Origin of the sequence: Enterobacter cloacae complex sp. 382A5 (genome assembly GCF_050031095.1) — a bacterium.
Classification (GTDB): Bacteria; Pseudomonadota; Gammaproteobacteria; order Enterobacterales; family Enterobacteriaceae; genus Enterobacter; species Enterobacter cloacae.
The window spans coordinates 3171396-3197008 of the sequence record NZ_JBLGVK010000001.1 but is presented as its reverse complement, the minus strand read 5'-3'; the positions used below and the strand labels follow the sequence as shown (position 1 = coordinate 3197008).

General features: G+C 59.0%; 24 protein-coding genes. 14 read left to right on the top strand and 10 right to left on the bottom strand.

Annotated features, from left to right (window positions below; translation table 11 throughout):
- Positions 1–50: 50 nt before the first annotated feature.
- Positions 51–968 carry a ribonuclease BN gene (gene rbn / locus ACQG2G_RS15030; RefSeq protein WP_062934649.1) on the bottom strand — a complete coding sequence of 306 codons (918 nt, stop codon included), beginning with the start codon at positions 966–968 and terminating at the stop codon, positions 51–53.
- Between the two features lie 70 nt (positions 969–1038).
- On the opposite strand from rbn, the gene ACQG2G_RS15025 reads away from it, so the two are divergent.
- The 8 genes from ACQG2G_RS15025 to menE all read left to right on the top strand — a co-directional run bounded on the left by ACQG2G_RS15025 (position 1039) and on the right by menE (position 8959).
- A complete protein-coding gene (locus tag ACQG2G_RS15025) occupies positions 1039–1500 on the top strand; it encodes a GNAT family N-acetyltransferase (protein WP_061771987.1) in 462 nt (153 codons plus the stop codon).
- Positions 1501–1553: 53 nt separating this feature from the next.
- Positions 1554–1859, top strand: coding sequence for a stress response protein ElaB (gene elaB, locus ACQG2G_RS15020; protein WP_061771986.1), 306 nt, complete (start codon positions 1554–1556; stop codon positions 1857–1859).
- 95 nt (positions 1860–1954) lie between these two features.
- The gene (gene menF, locus ACQG2G_RS15015) at positions 1955–3250 is read left to right on the top strand and encodes an isochorismate synthase MenF (protein WP_061771985.1); all 1296 of its coding nucleotides are present in this window, start codon (positions 1955–1957) and stop codon (positions 3248–3250) included.
- Between the two features lie 88 nt (positions 3251–3338).
- On the top strand, positions 3339–5009 hold the full coding sequence (menD, locus tag ACQG2G_RS15010; protein WP_061771984.1) for a 2-succinyl-5-enolpyruvyl-6-hydroxy-3-cyclohexene-1-carboxylic-acid synthase: 1671 nt from the start codon (positions 3339–3341) through the stop codon (positions 5007–5009).
- Positions 5006–5782 carry a 2-succinyl-6-hydroxy-2,4-cyclohexadiene-1-carboxylate synthase gene (gene menH, locus ACQG2G_RS15005; protein ID WP_248766585.1) on the top strand — a complete coding sequence of 259 codons (777 nt, stop codon included), beginning with the start codon at positions 5006–5008 and terminating at the stop codon, positions 5780–5782. The genes menD and menH overlap by 4 nt, the downstream gene beginning before the upstream one ends.
- Positions 5779–6636, top strand: a complete 858-nt coding sequence (gene menB / locus ACQG2G_RS15000; RefSeq protein WP_013098093.1) for a 1,4-dihydroxy-2-naphthoyl-CoA synthase — start codon at positions 5779–5781, stop codon at positions 6634–6636. The genes menH and menB overlap by 4 nt, the downstream gene beginning before the upstream one ends.
- Entirely contained in the window at positions 6636–7601 is a 966-nt protein-coding gene (gene menC / locus ACQG2G_RS14995) for an o-succinylbenzoate synthase (RefSeq protein ID WP_038983967.1), read from the top strand. Before menB ends, menC begins: the two co-directional genes overlap by 1 nt.
- Positions 7598–8959 (top strand): o-succinylbenzoate--CoA ligase, encoded by a 1362-nt coding sequence (gene menE / locus ACQG2G_RS14990; protein ID WP_061771982.1) that lies wholly within the window; start codon positions 7598–7600, stop codon positions 8957–8959. Before menC ends, menE begins: the two co-directional genes overlap by 4 nt.
- On the opposite strand, the gene ACQG2G_RS14985 is transcribed toward menE, so the two are convergent.
- From ACQG2G_RS14985 to ACQG2G_RS14975, 3 genes are read right to left on the bottom strand one after another with little or no spacing between them, the layout of a single operon-like run.
- The gene (locus ACQG2G_RS14985) at positions 8960–10471 is read right to left on the bottom strand and encodes a tripartite tricarboxylate transporter permease (RefSeq protein WP_061771981.1); all 1512 of its coding nucleotides are present in this window, start codon (positions 10469–10471) and stop codon (positions 8960–8962) included.
- Positions 10472–10482: 11 nt separating this feature from the next.
- A complete protein-coding gene (locus ACQG2G_RS14980; protein ID WP_013098089.1) occupies positions 10483–10914 on the bottom strand; it encodes a tripartite tricarboxylate transporter TctB family protein in 432 nt (143 codons plus the stop codon).
- 11 nt (positions 10915–10925) lie between these two features.
- Positions 10926–11906, bottom strand: a complete 981-nt coding sequence (locus ACQG2G_RS14975) for a Bug family tripartite tricarboxylate transporter substrate binding protein (protein ID WP_013098088.1) — start codon at positions 11904–11906, stop codon at positions 10926–10928.
- Positions 11907–12055: 149 nt separating this feature from the next.
- Between ACQG2G_RS14975 and tctD the strand changes: the two genes are divergently transcribed.
- From tctD to ACQG2G_RS14955, 4 genes are all read left to right on the top strand, one after another.
- Positions 12056–12730, top strand: a complete 675-nt coding sequence (gene tctD / locus ACQG2G_RS14970) for a transcriptional regulator TctD (RefSeq protein WP_013098025.1) — start codon at positions 12056–12058, stop codon at positions 12728–12730.
- Entirely contained in the window at positions 12717–14126 is a 1410-nt protein-coding gene (locus tag ACQG2G_RS14965) for a sensor histidine kinase (RefSeq protein ID WP_023621534.1), read from the top strand. The genes tctD and ACQG2G_RS14965 overlap by 14 nt, the downstream gene beginning before the upstream one ends.
- Positions 14127–14257: 131 nt before the next feature.
- Complete coding sequence (locus ACQG2G_RS14960) at positions 14258–14797, top strand: YfaZ family outer membrane protein (protein WP_013098023.1); 540 nt, start codon at positions 14258–14260, stop codon at positions 14795–14797.
- A 93-nt stretch (positions 14798–14890) separates the two neighbouring features.
- Positions 14891–16090 carry a nicotinamide mononucleotide deamidase-related protein YfaY gene (locus ACQG2G_RS14955; RefSeq protein WP_020690657.1) on the top strand — a complete coding sequence of 400 codons (1200 nt, stop codon included), beginning with the start codon at positions 14891–14893 and terminating at the stop codon, positions 16088–16090.
- A gap of 32 nt (positions 16091–16122) precedes the next feature.
- On the opposite strand, the gene glpC is transcribed toward ACQG2G_RS14955, so the two are convergent.
- The 3 genes from glpC to glpA are packed head-to-tail and all read right to left on the bottom strand — an operon-like array spanning position 16123 to position 20145.
- Positions 16123–17313 (bottom strand): anaerobic glycerol-3-phosphate dehydrogenase subunit GlpC, encoded by a 1191-nt coding sequence (glpC, locus tag ACQG2G_RS14950; protein WP_040022393.1) that lies wholly within the window; start codon positions 17311–17313, stop codon positions 16123–16125.
- A complete protein-coding gene (gene glpB / locus ACQG2G_RS14945) occupies positions 17310–18527 on the bottom strand; it encodes a glycerol-3-phosphate dehydrogenase subunit GlpB (RefSeq protein ID WP_061772798.1) in 1218 nt (405 codons plus the stop codon). The genes glpC and glpB overlap by 4 nt, the downstream gene beginning before the upstream one ends.
- On the bottom strand, positions 18517–20145 hold the full coding sequence (glpA, locus tag ACQG2G_RS14940) for an anaerobic glycerol-3-phosphate dehydrogenase subunit A (protein WP_058678189.1): 1629 nt from the start codon (positions 20143–20145) through the stop codon (positions 18517–18519). The genes glpB and glpA overlap by 11 nt, the downstream gene beginning before the upstream one ends.
- 255 nt (positions 20146–20400) lie before the next feature.
- On the opposite strand from glpA, the gene glpT reads away from it, so the two are divergent.
- Both glpT and glpQ read left to right on the top strand, forming a co-directional pair.
- On the top strand, positions 20401–21753 hold the full coding sequence (gene glpT / locus ACQG2G_RS14935) for a glycerol-3-phosphate transporter (protein ID WP_013098018.1): 1353 nt from the start codon (positions 20401–20403) through the stop codon (positions 21751–21753).
- Positions 21754–21764: 11 nt separating this feature from the next.
- Positions 21765–22817, top strand: coding sequence for a glycerophosphodiester phosphodiesterase (gene glpQ, locus ACQG2G_RS14930; protein WP_058682440.1), 1053 nt, complete (start codon positions 21765–21767; stop codon positions 22815–22817).
- Positions 22818–22925: 108 nt separating this feature from the next.
- Here glpQ and ACQG2G_RS14925 read toward each other — a convergent pair whose 3' ends face one another.
- The 3 genes from ACQG2G_RS14925 to nrdB all read right to left on the bottom strand — a co-directional run bounded on the left by ACQG2G_RS14925 (position 22926) and on the right by nrdB (position 25592).
- Positions 22926–24101: an IS4 family transposase gene (locus ACQG2G_RS14925; protein ID WP_369118551.1), complete on the bottom strand. Its 1176-nt coding sequence runs from the start codon at positions 24099–24101 to the stop codon at positions 22926–22928.
- Between the two features lie 106 nt (positions 24102–24207).
- Entirely contained in the window at positions 24208–24462 is a 255-nt protein-coding gene (yfaE, locus tag ACQG2G_RS14920) for a class I ribonucleotide reductase maintenance protein YfaE (protein ID WP_014832737.1), read from the bottom strand.
- Entirely contained in the window at positions 24462–25592 is a 1131-nt protein-coding gene (gene nrdB / locus ACQG2G_RS14915) for a class Ia ribonucleoside-diphosphate reductase subunit beta (RefSeq protein ID WP_013098012.1), read from the bottom strand. The genes yfaE and nrdB overlap by 1 nt, the downstream gene beginning before the upstream one ends.
- Positions 25593–25613: the final 21 nt, after the last annotated feature.

The following is a 25613-nucleotide window of genomic DNA, read 5'->3' as shown; positions in this document are numbered from 1 at the left end:
AAATGCTGCCCTTTTAATCGTTATCGGCATCCTGAGAGAAAAATGAAGGACTAAACGCTGACCTTAGTGAAATCGTTGGCCAGCTCACATGCCGGGAATACGTCGCGGCACTCTGCCAGCAGTTTTTCACAGCCGCGGGCGTCATAGCGCGAGCTGACATGGGTGACAATCAATCTTCCGACGTTCGCTTCACGGGCAAGCGCCGCCGCCTGACGTGTTGAGCTGTGACCCCGGCTGTTGGCTTTCTCTTCCATCGCCGTTTCAAGCGTGGCTTCGTGCACCATCACATCCACCTCTCGCGCCAGTTGCAGGGCCGCAGGGCAGGGCGCGGTATCGCCAAAAATCGCCAGTTTTTTCCCTGGCTGCGGTGGGGCGAGATAGTCCTGGCCATTAATCGTGCGGCCGTCCTCAAGCGTGACGGTTTCGCCCTGTTTCAGTCGCTGGAAAAGCGGTCCGGGCTTCACACCATCGGCAACCAGCGCAGCGGCGTCGAGCGCGCCGGGCTTATCATGCGCTTCGATGCGGTAGCCATAGCACTCAACCGGATGGTTGAGCGGCCGGGCGGTGACGGTATAGTCCCCGTCATCCAAAACCAGCCCCTCGGTTATCTCAATCACCTCCAGCGGATAATCTGTCCACGACCCGCTCAGGCGCAGCGTAGTTTCAACAAACTCACCAGTACCCGCCGGCCCGTAAATCGTCAGCGGGTTGGCATTACCCGCCATCGAACGGCTACACAGCAGGCCCGGCAGGCCAAACAGGTGATCGCCATGCAGATGGGTGATAAAGATCTTATCCAGCTTACCGGGATGATAAGCGGTGTGTAACAGCTGATGCTGCGTTCCTTCGCCACAGTCAAACAGCCACAGTCCGCCACGGGTTGGGTGCTGCAGATCCAGCAGGATCGCGGTCACGTTTCGTGTGCGTGTTGGCACGCCAGCGGACGTACCCAGAAAAATCAGTTCCATAACGCAATCAGCCCTTTGCCGAATGGGGGAGGGTTTAGTATAACGTGATGAACCCAGGAAGGAGACCGACATGATCCAGTGGCAAGATTTACACCATAGTGAACTCACCGTTCAGACACTGTACGCCCTGCTCAAACTGCGCTGCGAAGTGTTTGTTGTGGAACAAACCTGCCCGTATCAGGACATCGATGGCGATGATCTGGTGGGCGAGAACCGTCATATTCTCGGCTGGAGGGATAACGAGCTGGTGGCGTATGCGAGGATTCTGAAAAGCGGGGACGATTTTGAGCCTGTCGTTATTGGTCGCGTCATTATTAGCGGCAAGGTGCGCGGTGAAAAACTGGGCTATCAGCTGATGGAAAAAACGCTGGAGGCATGCCAAAAACAGTGGCCAGACAAGGCGTTATACCTTGGCGCACAGGCGCACCTTCAGTCTTTCTACGGCCACTTTGGCTTTATGCCGGTCACGGACGTGTACGACGAAGACGGCATTCCTCATATCGGTATGGCGCGGGAAGTGAAACAGGCGTAATGGCAGGTCGTTGGCTATAGTTAGCGGACTGGTGTACTAACATGGAGAAAAATATGTCATTTCAATCCTGGGATACCCGTGTCGATGACGACCTGACGTTACTGAGCGAAACGCTGGAAGAGGTGTTACGTTCGTCCGGCGACCCTGCCGATCAGAAATATATCGAACTCAAGGCACGTGCCGAACAGGCGCTACATGACGTCAAAACCCGCGTCAGCCATGCGTCCGACAATTACTACTACCGCGCAAAAAAAGCGGTGTATCTCGCCGATGATTACGTCCATGAAAAACCGTGGCAAGGCATTGGTGTCGGTGCGGCGGTGGGTCTGGTGCTGGGGCTGCTTCTGGCCCGTCGTTAACCCCTGAATCGGACGCTTAACCCCTCCCTATACGTGGGTACTGATATTTCTGATGGTACCCCGTATACTAAGCGTTTTTACAGGGAGAGGTTCGCGTGCATTCGATTTCCAACGCGCTGGAACGTCTGCGTACTCAGCTTGCGCAAGCGTTACCCGCTACACCCGGCTTACGTCACGTCGACGTCTCTTTCCCGCTAAACGACGCTTTCGACCCTCTCGCCTGGCTTGGTGCTCAGTGCCTGTTTCCCCAGTTTTACTGGCAGCAGCGTAACGGTGATGAAGAGCTGGCTGCGCTGGGCGCCGTCATCCATTTTCCCTCTCTGGCTCAGGCTTCGCAGTTTTTACAGCAACAGCCTGTAGCGAACGACACGCGGATCTGCGGCCTGAATGCCTTCACCCCGGAGCAGGGCAGTCTCTTTTTACCCCGCCTGCTGTGGCGTCGTTCTGCCGGGACCGCAACGTTGCGTCTGCAGCTGTGGAGTGACCGTTCCCTTCAGGAGGATGCCAACGCGGCGCTGGCGTTCTTACAGCAGCTTCGCGATGCCCGCCCAATCCGCCCGCTCTCCGCCCAGGTAGTGCAGGAGACCCATCAGCCGCAAAAACCAGAATGGCTGCGCCTTATCCGTCAGGCGACAGAGACCATTGCGCGCGGTGATGTTGAAAAGGTGGTGCTCGCCCGGGCAACCGATCTGCAGTTCAGTCAGCCGGTGAATGCCGTGGCGCTGATGGCGGCCAGCCGTGCCCTGAATCTGAACTGCTATCATTTCTGCATGGTTTTCGATGCCAGCAACGCGTTTCTTGGCTCCACACCTGAACGGCTGTGGCGGCGGCGCGGCAACCTGCTACGTACCGAAGCGCTGGCCGGTACCGTCGCCAGCCATCCCGACGACAAGCAGGCCCGCCTTCTGGGCGACTGGCTGATGAACGATGATAAAAACCAGCGTGAAAACATGCTGGTGGTAGAGGATATCTGCCAGCGGCTGCAGCACCATACCCGGACGCTGGAGGTCCTGCCAGCACAGGTTATGCGGTTGCGCAAAGTGCAGCATCTTCGCCGCTGCATCTGGACCGAGCTCAAGCATGCGGATGATGAGCAATGTCTGCATGTGTTGCAGCCGACGGCTGCGGTTGCCGGGTTACCGCGCCAGCCAGCACGCGAATTTATACACCGCGTTGAACCTTTCGACCGGGAATGGTATGCCGGATCCGCCGGATATCTGTCGCCAGAACAAAGCGAGTTCTGCGTGGCCCTGCGCTCGGCGCGCGTCCATGACGCCACCGTCCGTCTTTACGCCGGGGCGGGGATCGTCAGCGGTTCCGATCCGGAACAGGAGTGGCAGGAGATCGAAAATAAAGCCGCAGGCTTGCGCTCTCTGCTCCTGAAGGATTAGTACTGATTCGCGCAATCCCGATTCATATCAAAATTCTATTTTTTTCTATTATTTATACTGTGTCGCATTCTTGATACCGGACAATCTCATGTCAGTAAGTTCTTTTAACCGACGCTGGGCGACGGTGATCCTTGAAGCTCTGACTCGCCATGGCGTCAGGCATGTGTGTATTGCGCCGGGCTCACGCTCCACACCGCTGACGCTGGCGGCAGCAGAGAACCGGGCATTTATTCACCACACCCATTTTGACGAGCGCGGCCTGGGCCACCTGGCTCTGGGGCTGGCAAAGGTCAGCAAGGAACCGGTGGCGGTAATCGTCACCTCCGGTACTGCCGTGGCAAACCTCTATCCGGCCCTTATTGAAGCCGGGCTGACCGGTGAGAAACTGGTTCTGCTGACGGCCGATCGCCCGCCCGAGCTTATTGACTGCGGAGCGAACCAGGCTATTCGTCAGCCGGGCCTCTTTGCCTCGCATCCTTCGCAGACGGTTTCGTTACCCCGACCCACGCAGGACATTCCCGCAAGCTGGCTGGTCTCGACCGTCGATCATGCCATGGAGACGTTGCGCAGCGGGGCGTTACATATTAACTGTCCGTTTGCCGAGCCGTTGTACGGCGAAATGGACGACACCGGTCTTGCCTGGCAGCAGCAGCTTGGCGACTGGTGGGAGAGCGAAAAGCCGTGGCTGCGCGAGCAGACACACCTTGAGAGCGCAAAGCAACGTGACTGGTTTTTCTGGCGACAAAAACGCGGCGTGGTTATTGCCGGGCGCATGAGCGCCGCCGAAGGCAGGCAGGTGGCCGAATGGGCACACACCCTTGGCTGGCCGCTGATTGGCGACGTGCTGTCCCAGACCGGGCAGCCGCTGCCGTGTGCCGATCTCTGGCTCGGGAATGCGAAAGCGGTGACTGAGCTGGCGCAGGCGCAGATTGTGGTTCAGCTGGGCGCAAGCCTGACCGGCAAACGGTTACTGCAGTGGCAGGCAACCTGTAGCCCGGAAGAGTACTGGCTGGTGGATCCACTGGAAGGGCGGCTCGATCCGGCGCACCATCGCGGCCGTCGTCTGGTGAGCGACATTGACGCCTGGCTGGCGCTCCACCCGGCGGAAAAGCGCGCCCCGTGGGCCGTTGAGATCCCGGCGCTGTCGCGTCAGGCGTGGGAGTTGACCGACGCACAATGCGAAGAGTTTGGTGAAGCGGAGCTGGCGCACCGTATTCGCCGGTATCTGCCGGAGCAGGGGCAACTGTTTGTCGGCAACAGCCTGGTGGTGCGTCTGATTGATGCGTTCTCAAAACTGCCTGCGGGCTATCCGGTCTACAGTAACCGGGGAGCCAGCGGCATTGACGGGCTGATCTCCACGGCGGCGGGTGTGCAGCGAGCCAGCGCGAAATCCACGCTGGCGATCGTGGGCGATCTTTCGGCACTGTACGATCTCAATGCGCTGGCGCTGCTGCGGCAGGTGTCGGCGCCGTTTGTGCTGATTGTGGTCAACAATAACGGCGGGCAGATCTTCTCCCTGTTGCCGACACCGCAGAGCGAACGCGAGCGCTTCTACCTGATGCCGCAGAACGTGCAGTTTGAACATGCCGCAGCGATGTTTAATCTGAAATACCACCGCCCGGAAAACTGGGAAGCGCTGGATGCAGCCCTGAGCAGCGCCTGGCGACAGCCCGGTGCAACGCTGATTGAACTGGTCGTCAACGAGGCTGACGGTGCGCAGAAGCTGCAAAGTCTGCTGGCGCAGGTGAGCCACCTGTGATCCTCGCAGGCGCGCAACAGGCCGGTAAGCCAGGTTACCCCTGGCTGGTCTTTTTGCATGGATTTTCTGGCGATTGCCGCGAGTGGCAGACGGTCGGCGAGGCGCTCAGCGATTATCCCCGGCTTTATCTCGACCTGCCGGGGCATGGCCGGTCCGCCAGTATGGCCGTCACGGGGTTCAAAGAAATGAGTTACGTGCTTAACCGAACCCTTGTTAGTTACAACATACTTAACTACTGGCTGGTGGGGTACTCCCTTGGCGGCCGCATTGCGATGTTTCATGCCTGCCAGGATCCTGCGGGGCTTTGCGGCATCATCGTGGAAGGCGGACATCCGGGCCTGAAGGGGGTCGCAGCACGAGAGGCAAGAGCAGCATCCGACCATCTGTGGGCGCAGCGTTTTCGCACGCAGCCCCTCTCAAACGTCTTTGCCGACTGGTATCAACAGCCTGTCTTTGCCTCCCTGACGGACAGCCAGCGCAGGGCGCTCATCGCCCTGCGCTGTCGCAACGCGGGCACAAACCTGGCGATGATGCTTGAGGCAACCTCGCTCGCCGTGCAACCAGACCTGCGTGCCGCCCTCAGCGCGCGACATTTCCCTTTTAATTATCTCTATGGCGAACGTGACGAGAAGTTCGCGGCCCTGGCCGCTGAACTGAACGCTGTTCGCCATGTCATTCCAAACGCCGGACACAACGCCCACCGGGAAAATCCCGGGGCGGTTAGCGCGAGTCTGGCTCAGATACTGCGTCGTCGAATAAAGGACACTCTATGATCTATCCTGATGAAAACATGCTCTATGCACCGGTTGAATGGCAAGACTGCTCCGAAGGTTACACCGACATTCGTTACCACAAATCGGCTGACGGTATCGCCAAAATCACCATTAATCGTCCGCAGGTGCGTAACGCCTTTCGTCCCCTGACCGTAAAAGAGATGATTCAGGCCCTGGCGGATGCGCGCTATGACGACAACATCGGCGTTATCGTCCTGACCGGGGAAGGTGAAAAAGCGTTCTGCTCCGGTGGCGATCAGAAAGTACGCGGTGACTACGGCGGATACCAGGACGATGCGGGTACCCATCACCTGAACGTGCTTGATTTCCAGCGTCAAATCCGTACCTGCCCAAAACCCGTGGTGGCCATGGTGGCAGGCTACTCCATCGGCGGCGGCCACGTGCTGCACATGATGTGCGATCTGACCATTGCCGCAGAGAACGCCATCTTCGGTCAGACGGGCCCGAAAGTCGGCTCCTTTGACGGCGGCTGGGGAGCTTCTTACATGGCGCGCATTGTCGGTCAGAAAAAAGCCCGCGAAATCTGGTTCCTGTGCCGTCAGTATAACGCCCAGGAAGCGCTGGATATGGGCCTGGTTAACACCGTGGTGCCGATTGCCGATCTCGAAAAAGAGACCGTTCGCTGGTGTCGCGAAATGCTGCAGAACAGCCCAATGGCGCTGCGCTGCCTGAAAGCGGCCCTGAACGCTGACTGTGACGGCCAGGCGGGGCTGCAGGAGCTGGCGGGTAACGCCACCATGCTGTTCTACATGACCGAAGAGGGTCAGGAAGGACGCAACGCGTTTAACGAAAAACGCCAGCCGGACTTCAGTAAATACAAACGGAACCCGTAATGCGTCGCGCGCAGGTTTACCGCTGGCAGATACCGATGGACGCGGGCGTGGTGCTGCGTGAACGGCGGTTAAAAACCCGTGATGGCTTCTTCGTGCAACTGCAGCAGGGTGAAGGGCAGGGCTGGGGCGAGATTTCGCCTCTGCCGGGCTTTAGCCTGGAGTCGCTGGAGGAGGCGCAGGCTGCGCTGATGGCATGGGTGGAGGAATGGCGCACAGGCCTGAATCCGCCGCTGCCCGATCTCCCTTCCGCCGCGTTTGGCATCAGCTGCGCGCTCGCGGAGCTCGACGGCAGCCTCCCTGATGAGGCCGATTACCGTGCTGCGCCGCTCTGCACGGGCGATCCGGACGAGCTGTTTGCCTTGCTCAGCGCAATGCCCGGCGAGAAAGTGGCGAAAATCAAAGTCGGTCTTTACGAAGCGGTACGCGACGGCATGGTCGCTAACCTCTTGCTGGAGGCGATCCCCGATCTGCGCCTGCGTCTGGATGCCAATCGCGCCTGGACGCCGCTTAAGGCGCAGCAGTTCGCGAAGTACGTCAACCCGGCGTACCGCAGCCGCATCGCTTTTCTGGAAGAGCCGTGCAAAACCCGTGAGGATTCACGCGCTTTTGCCCGAGAAACCGGCATTGCCATCGCCTGGGATGAAAGCCTGCGCGAGGCGGACTTTGCCTTTAGCGCCGAGCCTGGCGTCAGCGCCGTGGTCATAAAACCGACGCTAACGGGCAGTCTGGCGAAGGTGCGCGAACAGGTGGCGGCAGCGCATGAGGCAGGGCTGACGGCGGTGATCAGCTCCTCCATCGAATCCAGCCTTGGGCTGACACAGCTGGCGCGCATTGCCGCCTGGTTAACGCCCGACACCATCCCGGGGCTGGATACGTTAAACCTGATGCAAACCCAGCTCATTCGCCCGTGGCCGGGGAGCGCGCTGCCGTGCGCGGGCGTTGAGGCGCTGGAGCCGTTGCAATGAGTTTTAGCGACTGGCCGTGGCGGCACTGGCGCGAGCAGCGTGCTGATAAACCGGCTCTGCGTCTCAACGACGAGGTGCTGAGCTGGCAACAGCTCTGCACCCGCATCGACAATCTGGCTGCAGGGTTTCATCAGCAGGGCGTGGAGGCGGGTGACGGCGTGCTGTTGCTCGCCCATAATCACCCGCAGACCCTGCTGGCATGGCTGGCGCTGCTCCAGTGCGGCGCGCGAATTCTTCCCGTTAATCCCCAGCTCCCGCATCCGCTGCTGGAGGTGTTGCTTCCGCAGATGACGCTGCGTTTTGCGCTGGTGCTGGACGGTCACTATGACGGGCTCGCCGCGCTTAGCATGCATGCTCCGTCCGGCGAATACCGCGTGGCATGGCAGCCTGAGCGGCTGGCCTCAATGACGCTCACCTCCGGCTCCACCGGGCTGCCGAAAGCGGCTGTTCATACCTGCGGGGCGCATCTTGCCAGCGCTGAGGGCGTCCTCGCGCTGATGCCCTACGGCGACGATGACGACTGGCTGCTTTCGCTGCCGCTGTTTCATGTCTCCGGGCAGGGGATCTTATGGCGCTGGCTGCAGGCTGGCGCGCGCTTAACCGTACGCGAGAAGCAGCCGCTGGAGCAGGCCTTGCAGGGGTGTACGCATGCCTCGCTGGTGCCAACCCAGCTCTGGCGTCTGCTCAATACCCACCAGCGGATCGCGCTGAAAGCGGTACTGCTGGGCGGGGCCGCCATCCCCGTTGAGTTGACGCAACAGGCGCGCGCGCAGGGTATTTCTACGTTTTGTGGCTATGGCCTGACGGAGTTTGCCTCTACCGTCTGCGCGAAAGAGGCTGACGGTGAGCCGGACGTGGGCTGCGCATTGCCGGGCAGGGAGGTGCAGGTCGTTAACGGTGAAGTGTGGATCAAGGCGCAAAGCATGGCCTCAGGCTACTGGCGCGACGGCGCGTTGCTGCCGCTTACGAATTCAGAGGGCTGGTTTGCCACCCGCGATCGCGGCGAACTGCATGACGGTCGCCTGACGATCCTCGGTCGGATGGATAACCTCTTTTTCAGCGGAGGCGAGGGCATTCAGCCGGAGAGTCTTGAGCGGATAATCGCGACCCATCCGCACATCAGCCAGGTTTTCATTGTTCCGTTGAATGACGCCGAATTTGGTCAGCGTCCGGTAGCGGTGGTGGAGTGTGAACCGGGAACGGATATCACCCGCTTGCCGGAATGGGTACAGGGCAAACTGGCGCGATTTGAGCAGCCCGTGCACTGGCTGGTACTGCCTGCGGAGTTAAAAAATGGCGGGATTAAGATCTCCCGCCAGGCGTTAAAACAGTGGGTGAATGCCCAGCTGTCTGGTTAATTAGCCGATATCGGGCTGCGGCTTACGCTGACGACGCAGCAGGCGCAGCACCGGTGGCACGACCAACACCACAATAGCCAGCGCCAGCAGGATCTTCGCCACATTGCTGTCCCACAGAATGGCGATATTGCCATTGCTGATGGACAGGGCGCGGCGCAGGTTCTGTTCCAGCATCTCACCCAGCACAAAGCCCAGAATCAGCGGCGACATCGGGAAGTGCATTTTACGCAAGATGTAGCCGAACACCCCCAGCACCACCATCAGAATCAGGTCGAAGGTGGTGCTGTGTACCGCATACACCCCCACCGCCGAGACGGCCGCGATTGCGGGTACCAGGAACCACAGCGGAATGGTCAGCATACGGGTGAACAGGCCAATCAGCGGGATGTTCATGACCAGCAACATCACGTTGGCAATCAGCAGTGCCGCAATCAGCCCCCAGACGATATCCGGCTGTTCGGTGAACATCGCCGGTCCTGGCGTGATGTTATAGAGCGTCAGCGCCCCCATCATCACCGCCGTGGTACCGGAGCCGGGCACGCCGAGCGTCAGCATGGGAATAAACGAGCCACAGGCCGAGGCATTGTTGGCCGCTTCGGGTGCGGCGACGCCGCGAATATCGCCTTTACCAAAGCTGTCGCTGTTTCCGCTGATTTTTTTCTCCGTCATGTAGGTGATGGCGCTGGCGATGGTCGCCCCGGCGCCCGGCAGAATACCGACGAAGAAACCGATCACCGACGAACGCAGCGTGGCACCGATACACTGCGCGCCCTCTTTGGCGTTAAAGAGCATCCGGCCGGTTTTACGCACCAGCGTCTGCCCGCTGCTGGTATGTTCCAGCATCAGTAAGATCTCAGAGACAGAGAACAGACCAATCACGACCACGATAAACTGCACGCCGTCGGACAGGTGAACGCTGTCGAAGGTAAAGCGATAGACCCCGGTGTTGGCATCCACGCCGACGGTGGCTAACCCTAAGCCAATCAGCGCAGACAAAAACGATTTCAGTGGGTTTTGTGCCATCATGCTGCCGAGACAGGCAATGGCGAAGACCATCAGGGCAAAATATTCTGCCGGGCCAAACGCCAGCGACCACTGGGCCAGCGCAGGCGCAAACAGAATGATGCCGCCAATGGCAATCAGCGAGCCAAAGAACGAACTGACGGCGGAAATAGATAGCGCCACGCCGCCGCGCCCCTGCCGCGCCATCGGGTAACCATCCAGCGCGGTCATAATGGCCGCCGCATCCCCGGGCACGTTGAGCAGTATTGACGAGATTCGGCCGCCATATTCACAGCCGATGTAGACCGTCGCCAGCAGGATCAGCGCTGATTCCGCAGGCAGATGCAGGGCAAACGCCAGCGGGAGCAAAATAGCGACCCCGTTGATGGGCCCAAGCCCAGGCAACAGACCGACGATCGTCCCGACGAAGCAGCCGATCAGGGCGATCACCAGGTTTTCCGGGGTCATCGCCACAGCGAACCCCTGTGAGAGGTAAATCCAGGTATCCATAGCGTGCTCCGTTAATTAAGCCAGGCGCCAAGCGGCAACGTCACATCCAGCAGGCGGTCAAAGGCGTACCACAGGAAAATGCCCATCACCACGCCCGAGATCCCCGCCGCAGGCAGACTGGCGTTAAACAGCGTGCCGATCACCATCGTCAGGATGGCGGTCGCCACCGGGAAGCCGAGCCATTCAAAGCCCCAGGCATACATCAGCAGCACAATGACCATCACCAGCAGCCGCTGCAAAATGCGCTTAGGCGGCCACTCTACGGTATCCGGGTGGCGTAACAGCATGGCCACCGAGCAAAGCAGCATCAGGCCGACAATGCCCATTGGAAAGGGGCGGGGCCCCACGGGTTCATAGCTGTATTCGCTGTGGATCTGCCAGGCGACGAACATCCCGCCAATACAGAGCAACAACCAGATCCCGGCAAAAATGCGATCGCTCATAGCGCCTCCGGTTATTTGGCCAGGCCAAACGCTTTTGCTTTCTCGCGGTAGTCATTCACCTGTTTTTTGACATACTCGTCCAGCTGCTTACCGTTCAGGTTGAACTCAAACAGCCCGCGCAGATCGCGTTGCTTTTTAAATTCGTCTGTCTGCTGCAATTTGTTAAAGGTGTCCACCCACCACTGGTATTCGGCATCGGTCACTTTTGGCCCGACAAAGAAGCCGCGGATAATCGGCCAGACGAGGTCATAACCCTGCTCTTTCGCAGTCGGCACATTTGCCAGCTGTCCCGGCAGACGGTTTTCGGAGAAGACCGCCAGCACGCGGATTTTATCGCCGCTCAGGTAAGGCACCATTTCACTGAGGTCACCCGAAACTGCCTGCACGTGGTTGCCCATCAGCGCCGTCACCGGTTCACCGCCGCCCTCAAACGCCACGTAACGCATTTTGTGCGGATCCACTTTCGCCTGCTGCGCCAGCAGGGCGGCTTTCATCCAGTCCTGGCTGCCGATGGAGGCGCCTGCGCCAATCACCACGCTGTTGGGGTCTTTTTCCATGGCGGTGAGCAAATCCTTCAGGGATTTCCACGGGGAATCTGCTCGCACGGCAATCATGCCGTAGTCGGTACCGACGGTGGCCAGCCAGCGCACGTCATCCACGCCGTAGCGGCCAAACTTGCCCTGAGAGAGGTTAAGCAGCGAGCCGCCGGAGAAGGCCACCACCGTGCCGGCTTCCGCCGGACGTTGCGCGACAATCGCGTTATAGGCCACCGCGCCCACGCCGCCTGGCATGTAGGTCACGCGCATCGGTTTTTCAATGGCCTTCGTCTCCAGCAGGCTGACCTGAATCAGCTTGCAGGTGAGATCGAAACCGCCGCCCGGTTTGGCCGGAGCGATACATTCGGTGCGGGACGGGGCGTCCTGCGCCTGGACAACAGAGGCACTCAACATTAAAACGCTTGCAGCAATCGTTGAAAGTAATTGTTTTTTCATCGTTTATCCTCACGCCGGCGATCCGGGGGTACGGGTACGGGTTTTTTTCTGATTATGTGAACCACCTTGTAGCGGTTCCGTTGCGTGATTGTTAAAACAATAACCTTTCATTTCCCTTTCAACGCGACACCAACTTTACAGGATGTGATATGCGTCTCTTACTGGCGGAAGATAATCGTGAGCTGGCTCACTGGCTGGAGAAAGCGCTGGTGCAGGAAGGCTTTGCCGTAGACTGCGTTTCTGACGGGCGCGCGGCCGATCATCTGCTGCAGGGGGAAAACTACGCGGTAGCGATACTGGACATCGGTATGCCCGGTTTTGACGGCCTGGAGGTGGTGCACCGTTTACGTAAACGCGGCCAGACCTTGCCGGTGCTGTTTCTCACCGCACGCAGCAACGTGGCGGATCGGGTGAAAGGCCTGAACGCCGGGGCAGATGATTATCTGCCAAAACCGTTTGAGCTGGAGGAGCTGGACGCCAGGCTTCGCGCCCTGCTGCGCAGAAGCGAGGGGAGAACCCAGGAACGCCAGCGCCTTGGGGAGCTGGAGTATGACGACGACGGTTTTTTCCTGCTGCGCGACGAGCCGCTCTCGCTCACCCCGCGCGAACTGTCGCTACTGAAGGTGCTGATGCATCGTCGCACCCGCCCCGTTTCCCGGCAGCAGTTGTTCGATCAGGTGTTTAGCCTGAACGACGACGTCAGCCCGGAGAGTCTCGATCTTTACATTCATCGCCTGCGCAAAAAGCTGAGCGGCAGCGGCGTGCGGATCACCACCCTGCGCGGACTGGGCTATGTGCTGGAGTGCGGCGATGAAGTGGGTTAAGCCTCAGTCGCTTTATCTGCAACTGCTGCTTTTTCTCGGCCTGCCGCTGCTGTTGTTGTGGGGATTATCGGCTTTTAACAGTTACGTCAGCGCCCTGCAGGCGGCGACCCAGGCGTACGACCGCACGCTGTTATCTTCGGCGCGTACCGTCTCTGAGCGGCTGGAGGTGCACAACGGCAAGCTGCTGGTTGATGTTCCCTGGGTGGTGCTCGACAGCTTTGAGCTGAACATGAACGATCGTCTCTATTACAAGGTGGTTGACCCGGAGGGGAGGGTGATCTCCGGCTATGACGATCTGCCGAACATGCCCCCCTCCACGTCGCGCACCACGCACTATCCCGCGCTGGCCTGGTTTTATCATACCGAGTATCGCGGCCAGGCGATCCGCGTGGCGAAGCTGCTCCAGCCGATTAACGAAGACAATGTTTCCGGTATGGCGGAGATCTACGTCGCCGAAACCTTGCAGTCGCGGCGCTATCTCGCCACTCAGCTTCTGTTTTCTTCGCTCGTTTCGCAGGGACTGCTGGTACTGCTGACGCTGGTCTTAACCGCCTGGCTGCTGCGCCGCGTGCTGCGCCCGATGCGTCAGCTCTCCTCGCTGATGGTGCGCCGTGAGCCAGGGCTGCTGGCCCCACTGCCGGAGCTGCTGCCCTGGTCGGAAACGCGGCTGCTGATCGTGGCTTTTAACCGTTATATCGACAGATTACGCGGCGTGCTTTCCCGCCAGGAGCGCTTCAACGCCGATGCGTCACATCAGCTCAAAACGCCGCTGGCGGTGCTCAAAACCCAGGTTTCCGTTGCCCTGACGCGAAACGATCCAGCCCTGTGGCAGGAGAGTTTACGCGCCATGAACGTGACGCTGGATAACACCATCGTCCTCACCGAACGGTTGCTGCAGCTCTCCACGGTGAGGCGCAAAGAGCAGGGGGATCGCCAGTTTGCGCCGGTGGACCTGGTTCAGGTGGTGCAGAACTGCTGTTTCTCCAGACTGACGCAGGCGCGCAGCAAGGCGATCGATTTGGGTTATGACGGCATTCAGCAACCCGTCTTGATAGACGGTGATGAGGTGCTGCTGGGGGAGCTGTGCGCCAACCTGCTTGAGAACGCGATCAAGTACACCCCGGCAGGAGGCATCGTCACCGTGTTCCTGCACACCGACGCGGGCGGCGTTGAGCTCAGCGTGGAGGATAGCGGGCCCGGCATCGAAGACAGCCAGATTCATCAGGCAGTACTGCCTTTCCATCGGCTCGACAACGTCGGGGACGCCAGCGGATCGGGTATCGGGCTGGCGCTGGCGAGCGATATCGCCCGGCTTCACCGAAGCCACCTGCAGCTTTCCCGCAGTGAGGCACTGGGAGGGCTGAGCGTAAAAATGCGCTTTCTGTTGCTGACGTAAAAAAACCGCGCGTTTCAAATCGTTACAATCTACTTGCCCGCCGCACGCAGAGTGCTTGATCGCCAGGCGTCTCAGGTTAAAATCTCGCGGTTTTTTTGGGACTTTTCTATAAATTGCGCGGGAACACGATAATGAAAAAAGTGGCATTGATGGGCTTAGGCCTGATATTCGTTTCGGCGGCGGCTAACGCCATCAGCTTTAACGGCTCAGCGGGTCAGGATTACACCCACCTGGGCTTTGGCCTGGGTACTGAGACCGCCGGTCTGGCGATGACCGGCGGCTGGACGCATAACGACGACGATGGCGATGCGGCAAGCCTCGGCCTGGGTCTGAATATTCCTCTTGGCCCGTTCCTGGCCACCGTCGGCGGTAAAGGCATCTACACCAACCCGAACGACGGCGACGAAGGGTATGCGGCAGCGGTGGGCGGCGGTCTGCAGTGGAAAATTGGCGACAGCTTCGGCCTGTTTGGTGAGTACTACTACTCGCCGGACTCCCTCTCCAGCGGTATCGACAGCTATGAAGAAGCCAACGCGGGTGCGCGCTGGACCATCATGCGCCCAATTACCATTGAAGCGGGTTATCGTTATCTGAACCTGGCGGGCAAAGACGGCAACCGCGACAACGCGCTGGCTGACGGCCCGTACGTGGGCGTCAGCGCAGGCTTCTAACCCCTCCGGCGCGGCGTCCGTCGCGCCAGTTTCTCTCCTCTCCATGCTGGTGATTGCGCTATAGTGTTTTCACCATATAAGCGGGAGAACACAATGATTAATGTGGAGATGTTATCCACCGGCGACGAAGTGCTGCATGGACAGATTATTGATACCAATGCTGCCTGGCTTGCCGATCTTTTCTTTGAGCAAGGATTACCGTTAACGCGCCGCAATACCGTAGGCGACAGTCTTGAGTCGCTGGTGACCGTTCTGCGCGAGCGTAGCGAACACTGCGACGTGCTGATTGTGAACGGTGGGCTCGGCCCTACCAGCGACGATCTCAGCGCGCTGGCTGCCGCGACCGCCAAAGGCGAAGGGCTGGTATTGCACGAGGAGTGGCTGGCCCACATGGAGCGTTTCTTCTCCGAACGTGGCCGCGTGATGGCACCCAGCAACCGCAAACAGGCTGAAATCCCGGCCAGCGCCGAACTGGTCGATAACCCGGTGGGTACCGCCTGCGGTTTCGCCGTTCAACTGAACCGCTGCCTGATGTTCTTCACGCCGGGTGTCCCGTCTGAATTTAAAGTGATGGTCGAACAGCAGATCCTGCCGCGCCTTCGTCAACGTTTTACCCTGCCTGAACCGCCAGTCTGCCTGCGCCTGACCACCTTTGGCCGTTCGGAAAGCGATCTGGCGCAGAGCCTCGATCACCTGCCGCTGCCGCCGGGGGTATCCATGGGCTATCGCTCTTCCATGCCGATCATTGAACTCAAGCTCACCGGGCCTGCCACGCAGAAAGCGGCGATGCTGGCGCTCTGGCCGGAAGTGCAGCGCGTGGCGGGCGAAAGTCTGATTTTCGAGGGCACGGAAGGGCTACCGGCGCAGATTGCGAAGCATCTTCAGTCGCGCCAGCTGAGCGTCACCCTCAGCGAGCAGTTCACCGGCGGCCTGCTGGCGCTGCAACTGTCGCGCGTTAATGCTCCGCTGCTGGCCAGCGAGGTGGTGCCGTTCCAGCAGGAGACGCTGGCGCAGACGGCGCGCTGGGCGTCAGAACGCCGGGTCAACCATTTTGCCGGGCTGGCGCTGTTTGTCGGGGGTATGGATGAGGAATATCTCAACTTTGCGCTGGCTACGCCGGAAGGGACGCATGCCTTAAGAGTCAAAATGAGTATCACCCGCCACAGCCTGGCGGTGCGTCAGGACGTCTGCGCCATGATGGCGCTGAACATGCTGCGTCGCTGGCTGGCAGGTAAAGAGGTGGCCAGCGAGCACGGCTGGATCAACGTGGTGGAATCGCTGTTCGTTGAGTGACCGGTTTGCCGGGGCGGCGGCCCCGGCGATACCTAACCCAGGGCCTTCGCCAGCAACGTGATCGGATGCTCGCAGCGCTTGCTGGTGGACATCTCTATCTGCCACTTGCAGGTTTCGCAGTCGGTCACCACGATATCCGCGCCGCTCTCCTCAATCTGGCAGAACAGCGGCGCGCCAATTGCCTGTGATGTTTCGTAATTTTCACGCTTAAAGCCGTACGTCCCCGCAATGCCGCAGCAGCGCGAATCCAGCACCATCAGCTCCAGCCCCGGAATTAACCGCAACAGTTCCAGCGTGTAAAGCGCCCAGCCCATTTTTTCCATATGGCACGGCGTGTGGTAGACCACTTTCAGGGGTAAATTTTTCAGCGGTAGCGTCTGCCCGCTGTCCAGCTTGCGCCACAGGAAACGGGTTGCCAGCTCGATATGTTCGCGCAGGCCGGTATTGTCCACGTCCAGCAGGTGCGGATACTCATCGCGCAGCGTGAAGGTGCAGGTCGAGGAGGTGGCCAGCACCGGAATGCCTTTATCGACGATGGCCTCGCGCAGCGACGAGACGTTGCTTCTGGCCTGTTTGCGCGCTTTATCGGTAAACCCGTTGGCGATCAGCGGCACGCCGCAGCATTTCTCCTTGTTCAGTAACTGCACGCCTGTACCCATGGCGTTCAGCACTTTCAGCAGATCTTTACCCAGTTGCGGATGGTTGTAGTTCACGTAGCAGCCATGGAAGAACGCGACCTGGTCGGCATACCGCGCCTGGTCTGCCGCTACGGATTTGTACCAGCGGCGGAAAGTGCCGTGGGAATATTTGGGCAGACTGCGGTGATGGTCGATCTTAAGCGTGGCATCCAGCAGCTGGCGCACCGGTTTCAGCGAGGTCGCGGCGTTCACCAGCGGGGCAAATGGCGTAGAGACGCTGCCCATCAGATCGGTATGGCTAAGAATGGCATCGCGCAGCGACGGTTTTTGCGTGCTATAGCGTGCCCGGGCGCGCTGAATAATGTCGCCGATTTTCACATCCGACGGGCAGGCGACTTCACAACGTTTGCAGTTGATGCAGTATTTCAGCGCGTCATCGTACAGCGCGCCGTCCTTCAGACGAAGGCGCTCGCCGTCCGGCCCGGCCTGTTTCGGCCCGGGATAGCGCGGGTTAACGCCGCTGACCGGGCAGACGGTGGTGCAGACCGTGCATTTGATGCAGCTTTCAAAGCGGGTATCGTTCATTGTTCAGCCTCCGTGCGCTGGCAAATCTGCTCTGCCACATAGAGCGCCGTTATGGCGCAGACGCCGCCGCCGCAGCCCTGGGCGATAGGATCGTATCCGCCCAAAAGCGAGCCGATGGCGTAGAGATTCGGTACTGACTTTCCTGAAAGTTGCGGATGCAGCTGGTTATTCACGATTACGCCGAACTGCTGCCACGGCTGCGGGGCAAAGAAATCGCTCTGATACCAGTCCGCGCGAGAGGCGCTCTGGCGGACGTCCAGCCCCATAATCGCCTCGCGAATGCCGTCCCGGCTGCTCAGCAGACCGTTGCTGAAGAAACTGCCGCTTGCCAGCACCGCGTAACGCGTACGAAGCGGAATATCGTCGTGGTTGCGGGTCCAGATTTCGCTCACCGAGCCGTCAGTCAGGGTGATTTTTTTCACTTCATCACCCCCCATCCACACGCCTCCCTGGGCCACAAACTGGCGCTGAAGCTGGGTATGCAGGCGAATGCCGGGCACCGACGGAGGAAGCGTTGGCAGCAGGCCGAGCGAGCAGGGCAGGCGGTCGGACAGCCAGCGCCACAGCCGGTTGTCCTGCAAGCCAAAGCAGGCGGGCATAAACAGCGCATCGCATCCCTCTGCAAGCGGTTTGAGCGCCTCATACAGCAGCGGCCATTTCTCTTCGTTATCAAGCAAACGGGCAATATTCACCGCGCGGAACTCGCTGGGGTTGTCGCGCAGGACATCCAGCTCAGGAAGGTCAATCTCTGCCGTTTCAGCGTTGACCCCCTGGCGACTGAGCGAGGCCGCTGCCAGATGGGGCTGAAAATCCAGAAAACCGCTAATGCCCACCACCCGCACGCGCGTGGCCTTGAACGGGGCAACGGGCACCTCCTCCGGGCTGAGCCAGGCGGAACGCAGGGTGCCAAGCGGCGTGACGCGCGCGTGATTTTGCCTGGCGCTCCCCTGCATACGTGCGCCGCAATCAGCCAGCAGCGCTTCGGTCTCCAGGGCAAAGCGGTCAATGTGCTGCGCGCCAGTCAGGTGATAAGGATGCTCTGCCGGCAGTTTTTCGCGGTACGTTTCGTCCACCAGATCCAGCGAGCCCGACGAGAAGTGCAGGGCGCTCTGGCCCCGGGTGATAATGGCGCAGCGCAGTCCCTGCTTCGTGAGTTTGATGCCACAGAGCAGACCCGCCAGCCCGCCGCCGACGATCACCGTATCAAATTTCATCGCGTTGCTCCTTCTCAAGACCGCAAAGCCCCTGGTACACCCAGCGGGTAAATTCGCTTTCACGCAGGGCATCGCCCCAGGCGACAGGCTGAATGCCTTTCCAGCGCTCGTTCAGAAAATCGCTGAGCTGATCGAGCGACTGGGTGGCGGTGGTGGTATGAAAACGCTGCAGCAGCCCGGCGGCACGGCAGGCACACAGCTCCCCCTGACAGGTGCCCATCCCGACGCGGGTGCGGCGGCGGAGATCGAGCAGGCTATTCACCGTCAGATTCTCCACCGCGTATTGCACTTCCCCGGCGGTAACGGCCTCGCACTCGCATACCAGACTGCGGCTCAGCCGTCCTTCACCCAGCCAGACCGGTGTTCTGTCGCCATGGCGATAGACAGCCGAACCACGCAGGGGAGCAGGCAGGGAGATAATTTTTTGCAGCGTTTTCTCGGTGGACTGGCGCGAGCCGGGCAGGGGCTGTTCTGCGGTCACGCACGGTTCGCTATTGCCCAGTTTGCGGCAGACAGCATCCGTCGCCCATTCGGCCATCAGGCGGTAGGTCATCAATTTACCGCCGGTGATGGTGATGAAGCCGTCCAGCCCGTCGCGCGCGGCATGGTCAAGCAGCACAATGCCGCGGCTGACGTTGCGTCCGCTCGGGTCGTTATCGCTGGCGACAAGCGGACGCACACCCGCATAGGCGCGCAGGATGCGAGTCTGGGCCATCACCGGCGCCAGTTTTTCTCCTTCGCGCAGCAGGATGTCGACCTCTTCTGCGGTGACCCGATTGTAGTCAATCTCGCTGTAGTCAACGTGGGTGGAGGTGGTCCCGATTAACGAAATGGTATCGCCGGGGACAAGGATGTCTGCGTCAGACGGTTTACGGCAGCGGTTGATGACATGGTTATTAATGCGGTGGTCGAGGATCAGCAGCGAGCCTTTGGCCGGGAACATGCGCACAGATAAATCGGCGTATTCTGCGATGTGTTGCCCCCAGATCCCCGCCGCGTTGACCACCACGGCGGCATACAGCTCGCTATGTTCGTTGTACTGCGTATCCAGGACCCGCACGCCCACGATGCGATGCCCCTCACGGATAAGCCCGGTGACCTGATGGCCGGTCAGGATCCGCGCGCTGTGCTCGCGGGCGTCCAGCATGTTGGCCGCCGTCAGACGAAACGGATCCACGGTGCCGTCCGGGACTTTTACTGCACCCGTCAGTGCCGGATTAACCGAAGGTTCGATGCGGCGTGCAAGGGCCGGGTCAATGGCTTGTGCCTGAATTCCCGCGGCCTGGCAGGCGGTAATGAAAGTTGACTGAAAGGCGAGATCGTCTTCGGGAAGCGTAATAAACAGGCCGTCGGTCGGTTCAATACAGTGGCGGGCGATACGTCGCAGGATCTGATTTTCGGCGATACATTCGCGTGCCGATTCGCCGTCGGTAACGGCGTAGCGGGCGCCGCTGTGCAGCAGGCCATGATTGCGTCCGGTAGCGCCGGTCGCAATATCATGGCGCTCCAGGAGCGTGACGCTCAGCCCTCTGAGCGCACAGTCGCGTGCGATGCCAGCGCCGGTCGCGCCCCCGCCAATGATGATCACATCGCTGTAGCGTGGATCGTGAATTGTCATTGTCATCCCTCTGTGTTCGTTTTTTATCATTTAGCCACATGAAAACTGTGGTTTGTTTGATTTCGAACACAAACGAGCGAAATTCGAAAGTGAAACGTGATTCCATGCGCTTTTTTGCGCATGTTGTCATATTTCTGTAACAATTTGTGCGTTGATTCACAGTAACAATCACCGTGATTTCTTAACATCCCCGCCTTGCTGGAGTTTGGGGCAGTTAAACCCCTGTAAATTCAATACATGGCCACGGAGGCTGTCATGCTCAGTATCTTTAAACCTGCGCCGCACCGGGCGCGTCTGCCTGAGGCAGAAATAGATCCGCTTTACCGCCGCCTGCGCTGGCAAATCTTCCTGGGGATCTTCTTCGGGTATGCGGCGTATTACCTTGTGCGTAAAAACTTTGCCCTCGCCATGCCTTATCTGGTTGAGCAGGGCTTTTCACGTGGCGATCTCGGGTTCGCGCTGTCGGGGATCTCCATCGCCTACGGCTTTTCGAAATTCATCATGGGATCGGTGTCGGATCGCTCGAATCCGCGCGTGTTCCTGCCAGCCGGTCTGATCCTGGCGGCGGCGGTGATGCTGTTTATGGGCTTTGTGCCATGGGCAACGTCCAGCATCGCCATTATGTTTGTGCTGTTGTTCCTGTGTGGCTGGTTCCAGGGGATGGGATGGCCGCCATGCGGGCGTACCATGGTGCACTGGTGGTCGCAAAAGGAGCGTGGCGGCATCGTGTCGGTGTGGAACTGCGCGCATAACGTGGGTGGCGGCATTCCGCCTCTGCTGTTCCTGCTGGGGATGGCCTGGTTTAACGACTGGCACGCTGCGCTCTATATGCCTGCCTTTGGCGCCATTCTGGTAGCGATTATCGCCTTTGCGCTGATGCGCGATACACCGCAGTCCTGCGGCCTGCCGCCGATTGAGGAGTACAAAAACGACTATCCGGATGATTACAGCGAGAAGCACGAAGAAGAGCTGACGGCAAAGCAGATCTTCATGAAGTATGTGTTGCCAAACAAACTGCTGTGGTACATCGCGGTTGCGAACGTGTTTGTTTACCTGCTGCGCTACGGCATCCTCGACTGGTCACCGACCTACCTGAAAGAGGTGAAGCATTTCGCGCTGGATAAATCCTCCTGGGCCTACTTCCTGTACGAATACGCGGGGATCCCGGGGACGCTGATTTGCGGCTGGATGTCGGACAAAGTATTTAAGGGCAACCGTGGCGCAACGGGCGTCTTCTTTATGACGCTCGTGACCATTGCCACCGTCGTCTACTGGCTCAACCCGCCGGGCAACCCGGGCGTGGATATGACCTGTATGATCGTCATCGGCTTCCTGATTTATGGTCCTGTTATGTTGATCGGTCTGCATGCGCTGGAACTGGCACCGAAAAAAGCAGCCGGTACGGCGGCAGGCTTTACCGGTCTGTTTGGCTACCTGGGCGGTTCGGTCGCGGCGAGCGCCATCGTGGGCTATACCGTTGACTTCTTCGGCTGGGACGGCGGCTTTATGGTGATGATCGGCGGCAGCGTGCTGGCGGTACTGCTGCTGATTGTTGTGATGATCGGTGAAAAACGTCACCACGCGGACGTGCTGGCGCGTCGTCAATAAGGAGCATTGCCATGAAATTAACTCAATTAGCGACCGGTCTGCTGCTGGCGGGCCTGATGACCGGCTCCGCACTGGCGGCGGATAAAATCGTTATTGCCCATCGCGGCGCAAGCGGCTATCTGCCGGAGCATACGCTGCCGGCGAAAGCGATGGCCTACGCGCAGGGGGCCGATTATCTTGAGCAGGATCTGGTGATGACAAAGGACGACCAGCTGGTCGTCCTGCATGACCACTATCTTGATCGCGTGACCGATGTGGCGGAGCGTTTCCCGGACCGCGCCCGTAAAGATGGTCGTTTTTACGCCATCGATTTTACTCTGGATGAAATCCGTTCTCTGAAGTTTACCGAAGGCTTCGAGATTGAAAACGGCAAGAAGGTGCAGGTTTATCCGGGACGTTTCCCGATGGGTAAATCTGACTTCCGTATCCATACCTTCCAGGAAGAGATTGAGTTTGTTCAGGGGCTGAACCACTCGACGGGCAAAAATATCGGTATCTATCCGGAAATTAAAGCCCCGTGGTTCCATCACCAGGAAGGGAAGGATATTGCCGCGAAGACGCTGGAGGTGCTGAAGCAGTACGGCTACACCAGCAAGAAGGACAAAGTTTATCTCCAGTGTTTTGACGCCGCAGAACTGAAGCGCATCAAAAGCGAGCTGGAGCCTAAGATGGGGATGGATCTCAATCTGGTCCAGCTGATTGCCTATACCGACTGGAACGAAACCCAGGAGAAGCAGGCAGACGGCAAGTGGGTAAACTACAACTACGACTGGATGTTCAAACCGGGTGCCATGAAGCAGATCGCGCAGTACGCCGACGGGATCGGGCCAGATTACCACATGCTGGTGGCGGAAGGTTCAACCCCGGGCCACGTGAAGCTGACGGCGATGGTAAAAGAGGCACACGCCAGCAAGATGCAGGTGCATCCGTATACGGTGCGCGCAGACCAGTTACCGCCGTACGCCACGGACGTGAATCAGCTTTACGAGGTGTTGTATAAGCAGGCGGACGTAGACGGGTTGTTTACGGATTTCCCGGATAAAGCGGTGACGTTCTTAAAATAGTTTTGTAGGTCGGGTAAGGCGAAGCCGCCACCCGACAATCAGGCTCTGCGGCCTGATGCCCTCACCCTAACCCTCTCCCACAGGGCTGAGGGATCCCCAGTAATATGGTCATGCCACCATGACCATATTACTGTACTCTTTTCCCAGCTTTTTCATCTCGTTAACTATATTCAGGCGACTTACTTTCCCGGGCTCATGCCGGATGACTTCTTCTGCCAGACTCAGGTATGACAGAACCCGTCTGTGCCTGATGCTGCTTGCCTGATAGTGCCAGTGTAAACACTGCCTTTCTGCCCTGTAACCTGCCAGCCACATCACCAGGCTTGCCATTGCCGCGACCATATTCAGCACTTCCAGTCGCCCTTTTCCCTGACTCCGGCTCAGCCTCAGACCGAACCCGAAGCGTGGACTTTTGTCGTCCCGGAAGTTTTGTTCTATCTGCATTCTGCGGCTGTACAGGGCCATTATCTGGTGCGGCTCCAGTCCCTCTGCATTACTGAACAGCAGCCAGGGCTCCCGCGCGCTACTGCGGTGTTCCCGCTGTGTTTTCGGCATCCCCCCTTTTCCCTGACGCCCTGCGTCAGGGCGCTTATGCAGATAGAACCGGCCGTAACAGGGCGTTCGTGGTTTACGGGACAGGACACCGTAACCCACGCAGACCGGTTGTCCGGTAGCCTCAAGCTCACTGATTTTCATCCACTTTTTATCTCCATCCAGCCGGAAGCTGATGCAGCCCCTGACCCTGCCGGTGAAGCTCCAGCCCAGCTGGCTGACATGCCGGAACCAGTCTGTCCGGAAGCCTGCATCCGTAATGATGGTGACGGCTTTATCTTTCGGGATGGCATCATGCAGGCGGTCAAGGAAGCGGCACTGTACATCGCTGTTCTGCGCCAGCTCTGCGGGGACAACCTCACTCATAAGCGGCAGTGAGCGACCATTACAGACCAGGCTTGCCCGCAGAAGATACCAGTTCCTGTCATGCCAGCCTGTCCAGTCGACAGCAATCACACAGAAGGGCATCAGGGAGGTGATGGTATGTGTGAGCAGGTGCTGAATACGGGGAATATCCCGGTGAAGGGCGGTATTACCCAGGGCACGGTCAACACGTTTAATTTTATTTTTGACGTGCGCCCTGCCGGGAAGAGTGCGACCAAGGCTGGTCAGGGTCAGATCCGCACCGTGCGTGAGGGCAACGGCCATGGAAACAAGGACATTAATCCGGAAGCTGTGAACGTCCGGTAAAGACGCGGAGAAAAATTTCTGGCAGACTGTCTGTAAAGGCACGATGAGGTCTCTTCTGATTTGTTAGCGCAACCAGTAGATCACACTTCATCGTGCTTTTCATTTTTCTGGGGAACCCTCAGCCCACAGGGAGAGGGAACCAGGGCAATCACATCTCGATTTCAATATCACCTTTTGCCCGGCAGCAGCAGGGCAAAATTTCCCCTTCATTGATAAAGGCCAGCGGTTCGGTCAGCCAGTCCACCTGGCCGGTGACCAGGCGGCAGCGGCAGGAGCCGCAATAGCCTTCACGACACTGATACTCTACCGTCACCTGATTCGCCTCAAGGGCTGCCAGCAGGGAAGGGTGCTCTTCCTGGCACAGCACTTCTGTGCCCGAAAGACTCAGCGTTACGCGCGTCATCAGAGCTGGAAATTGCTCAGGTCGTCAGTGTTGACTTCAGAATCAATCTGACCGACCAGGTAAGAACTGACTTCCACTTCTTGTGGCGCCACCTGCACGTTATCGGACACCAGCCAGGTGTTGATCCACGGGATCGGGTTGGAACGCGTCTGGAATGGCAGATCGAGACCGACCGCCTGCATACGGATGTTGGTGATGTACTCAACGTACTGGCACAGAATGTCTTTGTTCAGGCCAATCATGGAGCCGTCGCGGAACAGGTAGTCTGCCCACTCTTTCTCCTGCTGTGCGGCCAGCACGAACAGGTCGTAGCACTCCTGCTTGCACTCTTCAGCGATTTCCGCCATCTCCGGGTCGTCTGCGCCGCTGCGCAACAGGTTCAGCATGTGCTGGGTACCAGTCAGGTGCAGGGCTTCGTCACGGGCGATCAGACGGATGATTTTGGCGTTACCTTCCATCAGCTTGCGCTCGGCAAACGCAAATGAGCAGGCAAAGCTCACGTAGAAGCGGATGGCTTCCAGGGCGTTAACGCTCATCAGGCACAGGTACAGCTGCTTTTTCAGCGCGCGCAGGTTCACGGTGACGGTTTTGCCGTTCACGTTGTGGGTCCCTTCGCCCAGCAGGTGCCAGTAGCTGGTCATCTCGATCAGCTCGTCGTAGTAGTGGGCAATCCCTTCCGCGCGTTTCTGAATCTGCTCGTTGGTGACGATATCGTCAAACACCACCGCCGGATCGTTAACGATGTTGCGGATAATGTGGGTGTAAGAGCGGGAGTGGATCGTCTCCGAGAACGCCCAGGTTTCCACCCAGGTTTCCAGTTCCGGAATGGAGATCAGCGGCAGCAGGGCAACGTTCGGGCTGCGGCCCTGAATGGAGTCCAGCAGCGTCTGGTACTTCAGGTTGCTGATGAAAATGTGTTTTTCATGCTCCGGCAACGCCTGGAAATCGATACGATCGCGGGAAACGTCAACTTCCTCCGGACGCCAGAAGAAGGAGAGTTGCTTTTCAATCAGCTTTTCGAAGATGTCATATTTTTGCTGATCGTAGCGTGCCACATTGACCGGCTGGCCGAAGAACATCGGCTCTTTGAGCTGGTCGTTTTTCGTCTGTGAAAAGGTGGTATATGCCATGAGTGTGTCCTGTGGTGTTAT

Bases quoted from the DNA above. Each gene is read 5' to 3' on its own strand.
- glpC (WP_040022393.1), bottom strand. From the start codon at position 17,313: ATGAACGATACCCGCTTTGAAAGCTGCATCAAATGCACGGTCTGCACC.
- glpT (WP_013098018.1), top strand. From the start codon at position 20,401: ATGCTCAGTATCTTTAAACCTGCGCCGCACCGGGCGCGTCTGCCTGAG.
- menB (WP_013098093.1), top strand. From the start codon at position 5,779: ATGATCTATCCTGATGAAAACATGCTCTATGCACCGGTTGAATGGCAA.
- ACQG2G_RS15025 (WP_061771987.1), top strand. From the start codon at position 1,039: ATGATCCAGTGGCAAGATTTACACCATAGTGAACTCACCGTTCAGACA.
- menD (WP_061771984.1), top strand. From the start codon at position 3,339: ATGTCAGTAAGTTCTTTTAACCGACGCTGGGCGACGGTGATCCTTGAA.
- menC (WP_038983967.1), top strand. From the start codon at position 6,636: ATGCGTCGCGCGCAGGTTTACCGCTGGCAGATACCGATGGACGCGGGC.
- ACQG2G_RS14985 (WP_061771981.1), bottom strand. From the start codon at position 10,471: ATGGATACCTGGATTTACCTCTCACAGGGGTTCGCTGTGGCGATGACC.
- elaB (WP_061771986.1), top strand. From the start codon at position 1,554: ATGTCATTTCAATCCTGGGATACCCGTGTCGATGACGACCTGACGTTA.
- glpA (WP_058678189.1), bottom strand. From the start codon at position 20,145: ATGACAATTCACGATCCACGCTACAGCGATGTGATCATCATTGGCGGG.
- ACQG2G_RS14965 (WP_023621534.1), top strand. From the start codon at position 12,717: ATGAAGTGGGTTAAGCCTCAGTCGCTTTATCTGCAACTGCTGCTTTTT.
- menE (WP_061771982.1), top strand. From the start codon at position 7,598: ATGAGTTTTAGCGACTGGCCGTGGCGGCACTGGCGCGAGCAGCGTGCT.
- glpB (WP_061772798.1), bottom strand. From the start codon at position 18,527: ATGAAATTTGATACGGTGATCGTCGGCGGCGGGCTGGCGGGTCTGCTC.
- ACQG2G_RS14980 (WP_013098089.1), bottom strand. From the start codon at position 10,914: ATGAGCGATCGCATTTTTGCCGGGATCTGGTTGTTGCTCTGTATTGGC.
- tctD (WP_013098025.1), top strand. From the start codon at position 12,056: ATGCGTCTCTTACTGGCGGAAGATAATCGTGAGCTGGCTCACTGGCTG.
- ACQG2G_RS14975 (WP_013098088.1), bottom strand. From the start codon at position 11,906: ATGAAAAAACAATTACTTTCAACGATTGCTGCAAGCGTTTTAATGTTG.
- nrdB (WP_013098012.1), bottom strand. From the start codon at position 25,592: ATGGCATATACCACCTTTTCACAGACGAAAAACGACCAGCTCAAAGAG.
- glpQ (WP_058682440.1), top strand. From the start codon at position 21,765: ATGAAATTAACTCAATTAGCGACCGGTCTGCTGCTGGCGGGCCTGATG.
- rbn (WP_062934649.1), bottom strand. From the start codon at position 968: ATGGAACTGATTTTTCTGGGTACGTCCGCTGGCGTGCCAACACGCACA.
- yfaE (WP_014832737.1), bottom strand. From the start codon at position 24,462: ATGACGCGCGTAACGCTGAGTCTTTCGGGCACAGAAGTGCTGTGCCAG.
- ACQG2G_RS14960 (WP_013098023.1), top strand. From the start codon at position 14,258: ATGAAAAAAGTGGCATTGATGGGCTTAGGCCTGATATTCGTTTCGGCG.
- ACQG2G_RS14955 (WP_020690657.1), top strand. From the start codon at position 14,891: ATGATTAATGTGGAGATGTTATCCACCGGCGACGAAGTGCTGCATGGA.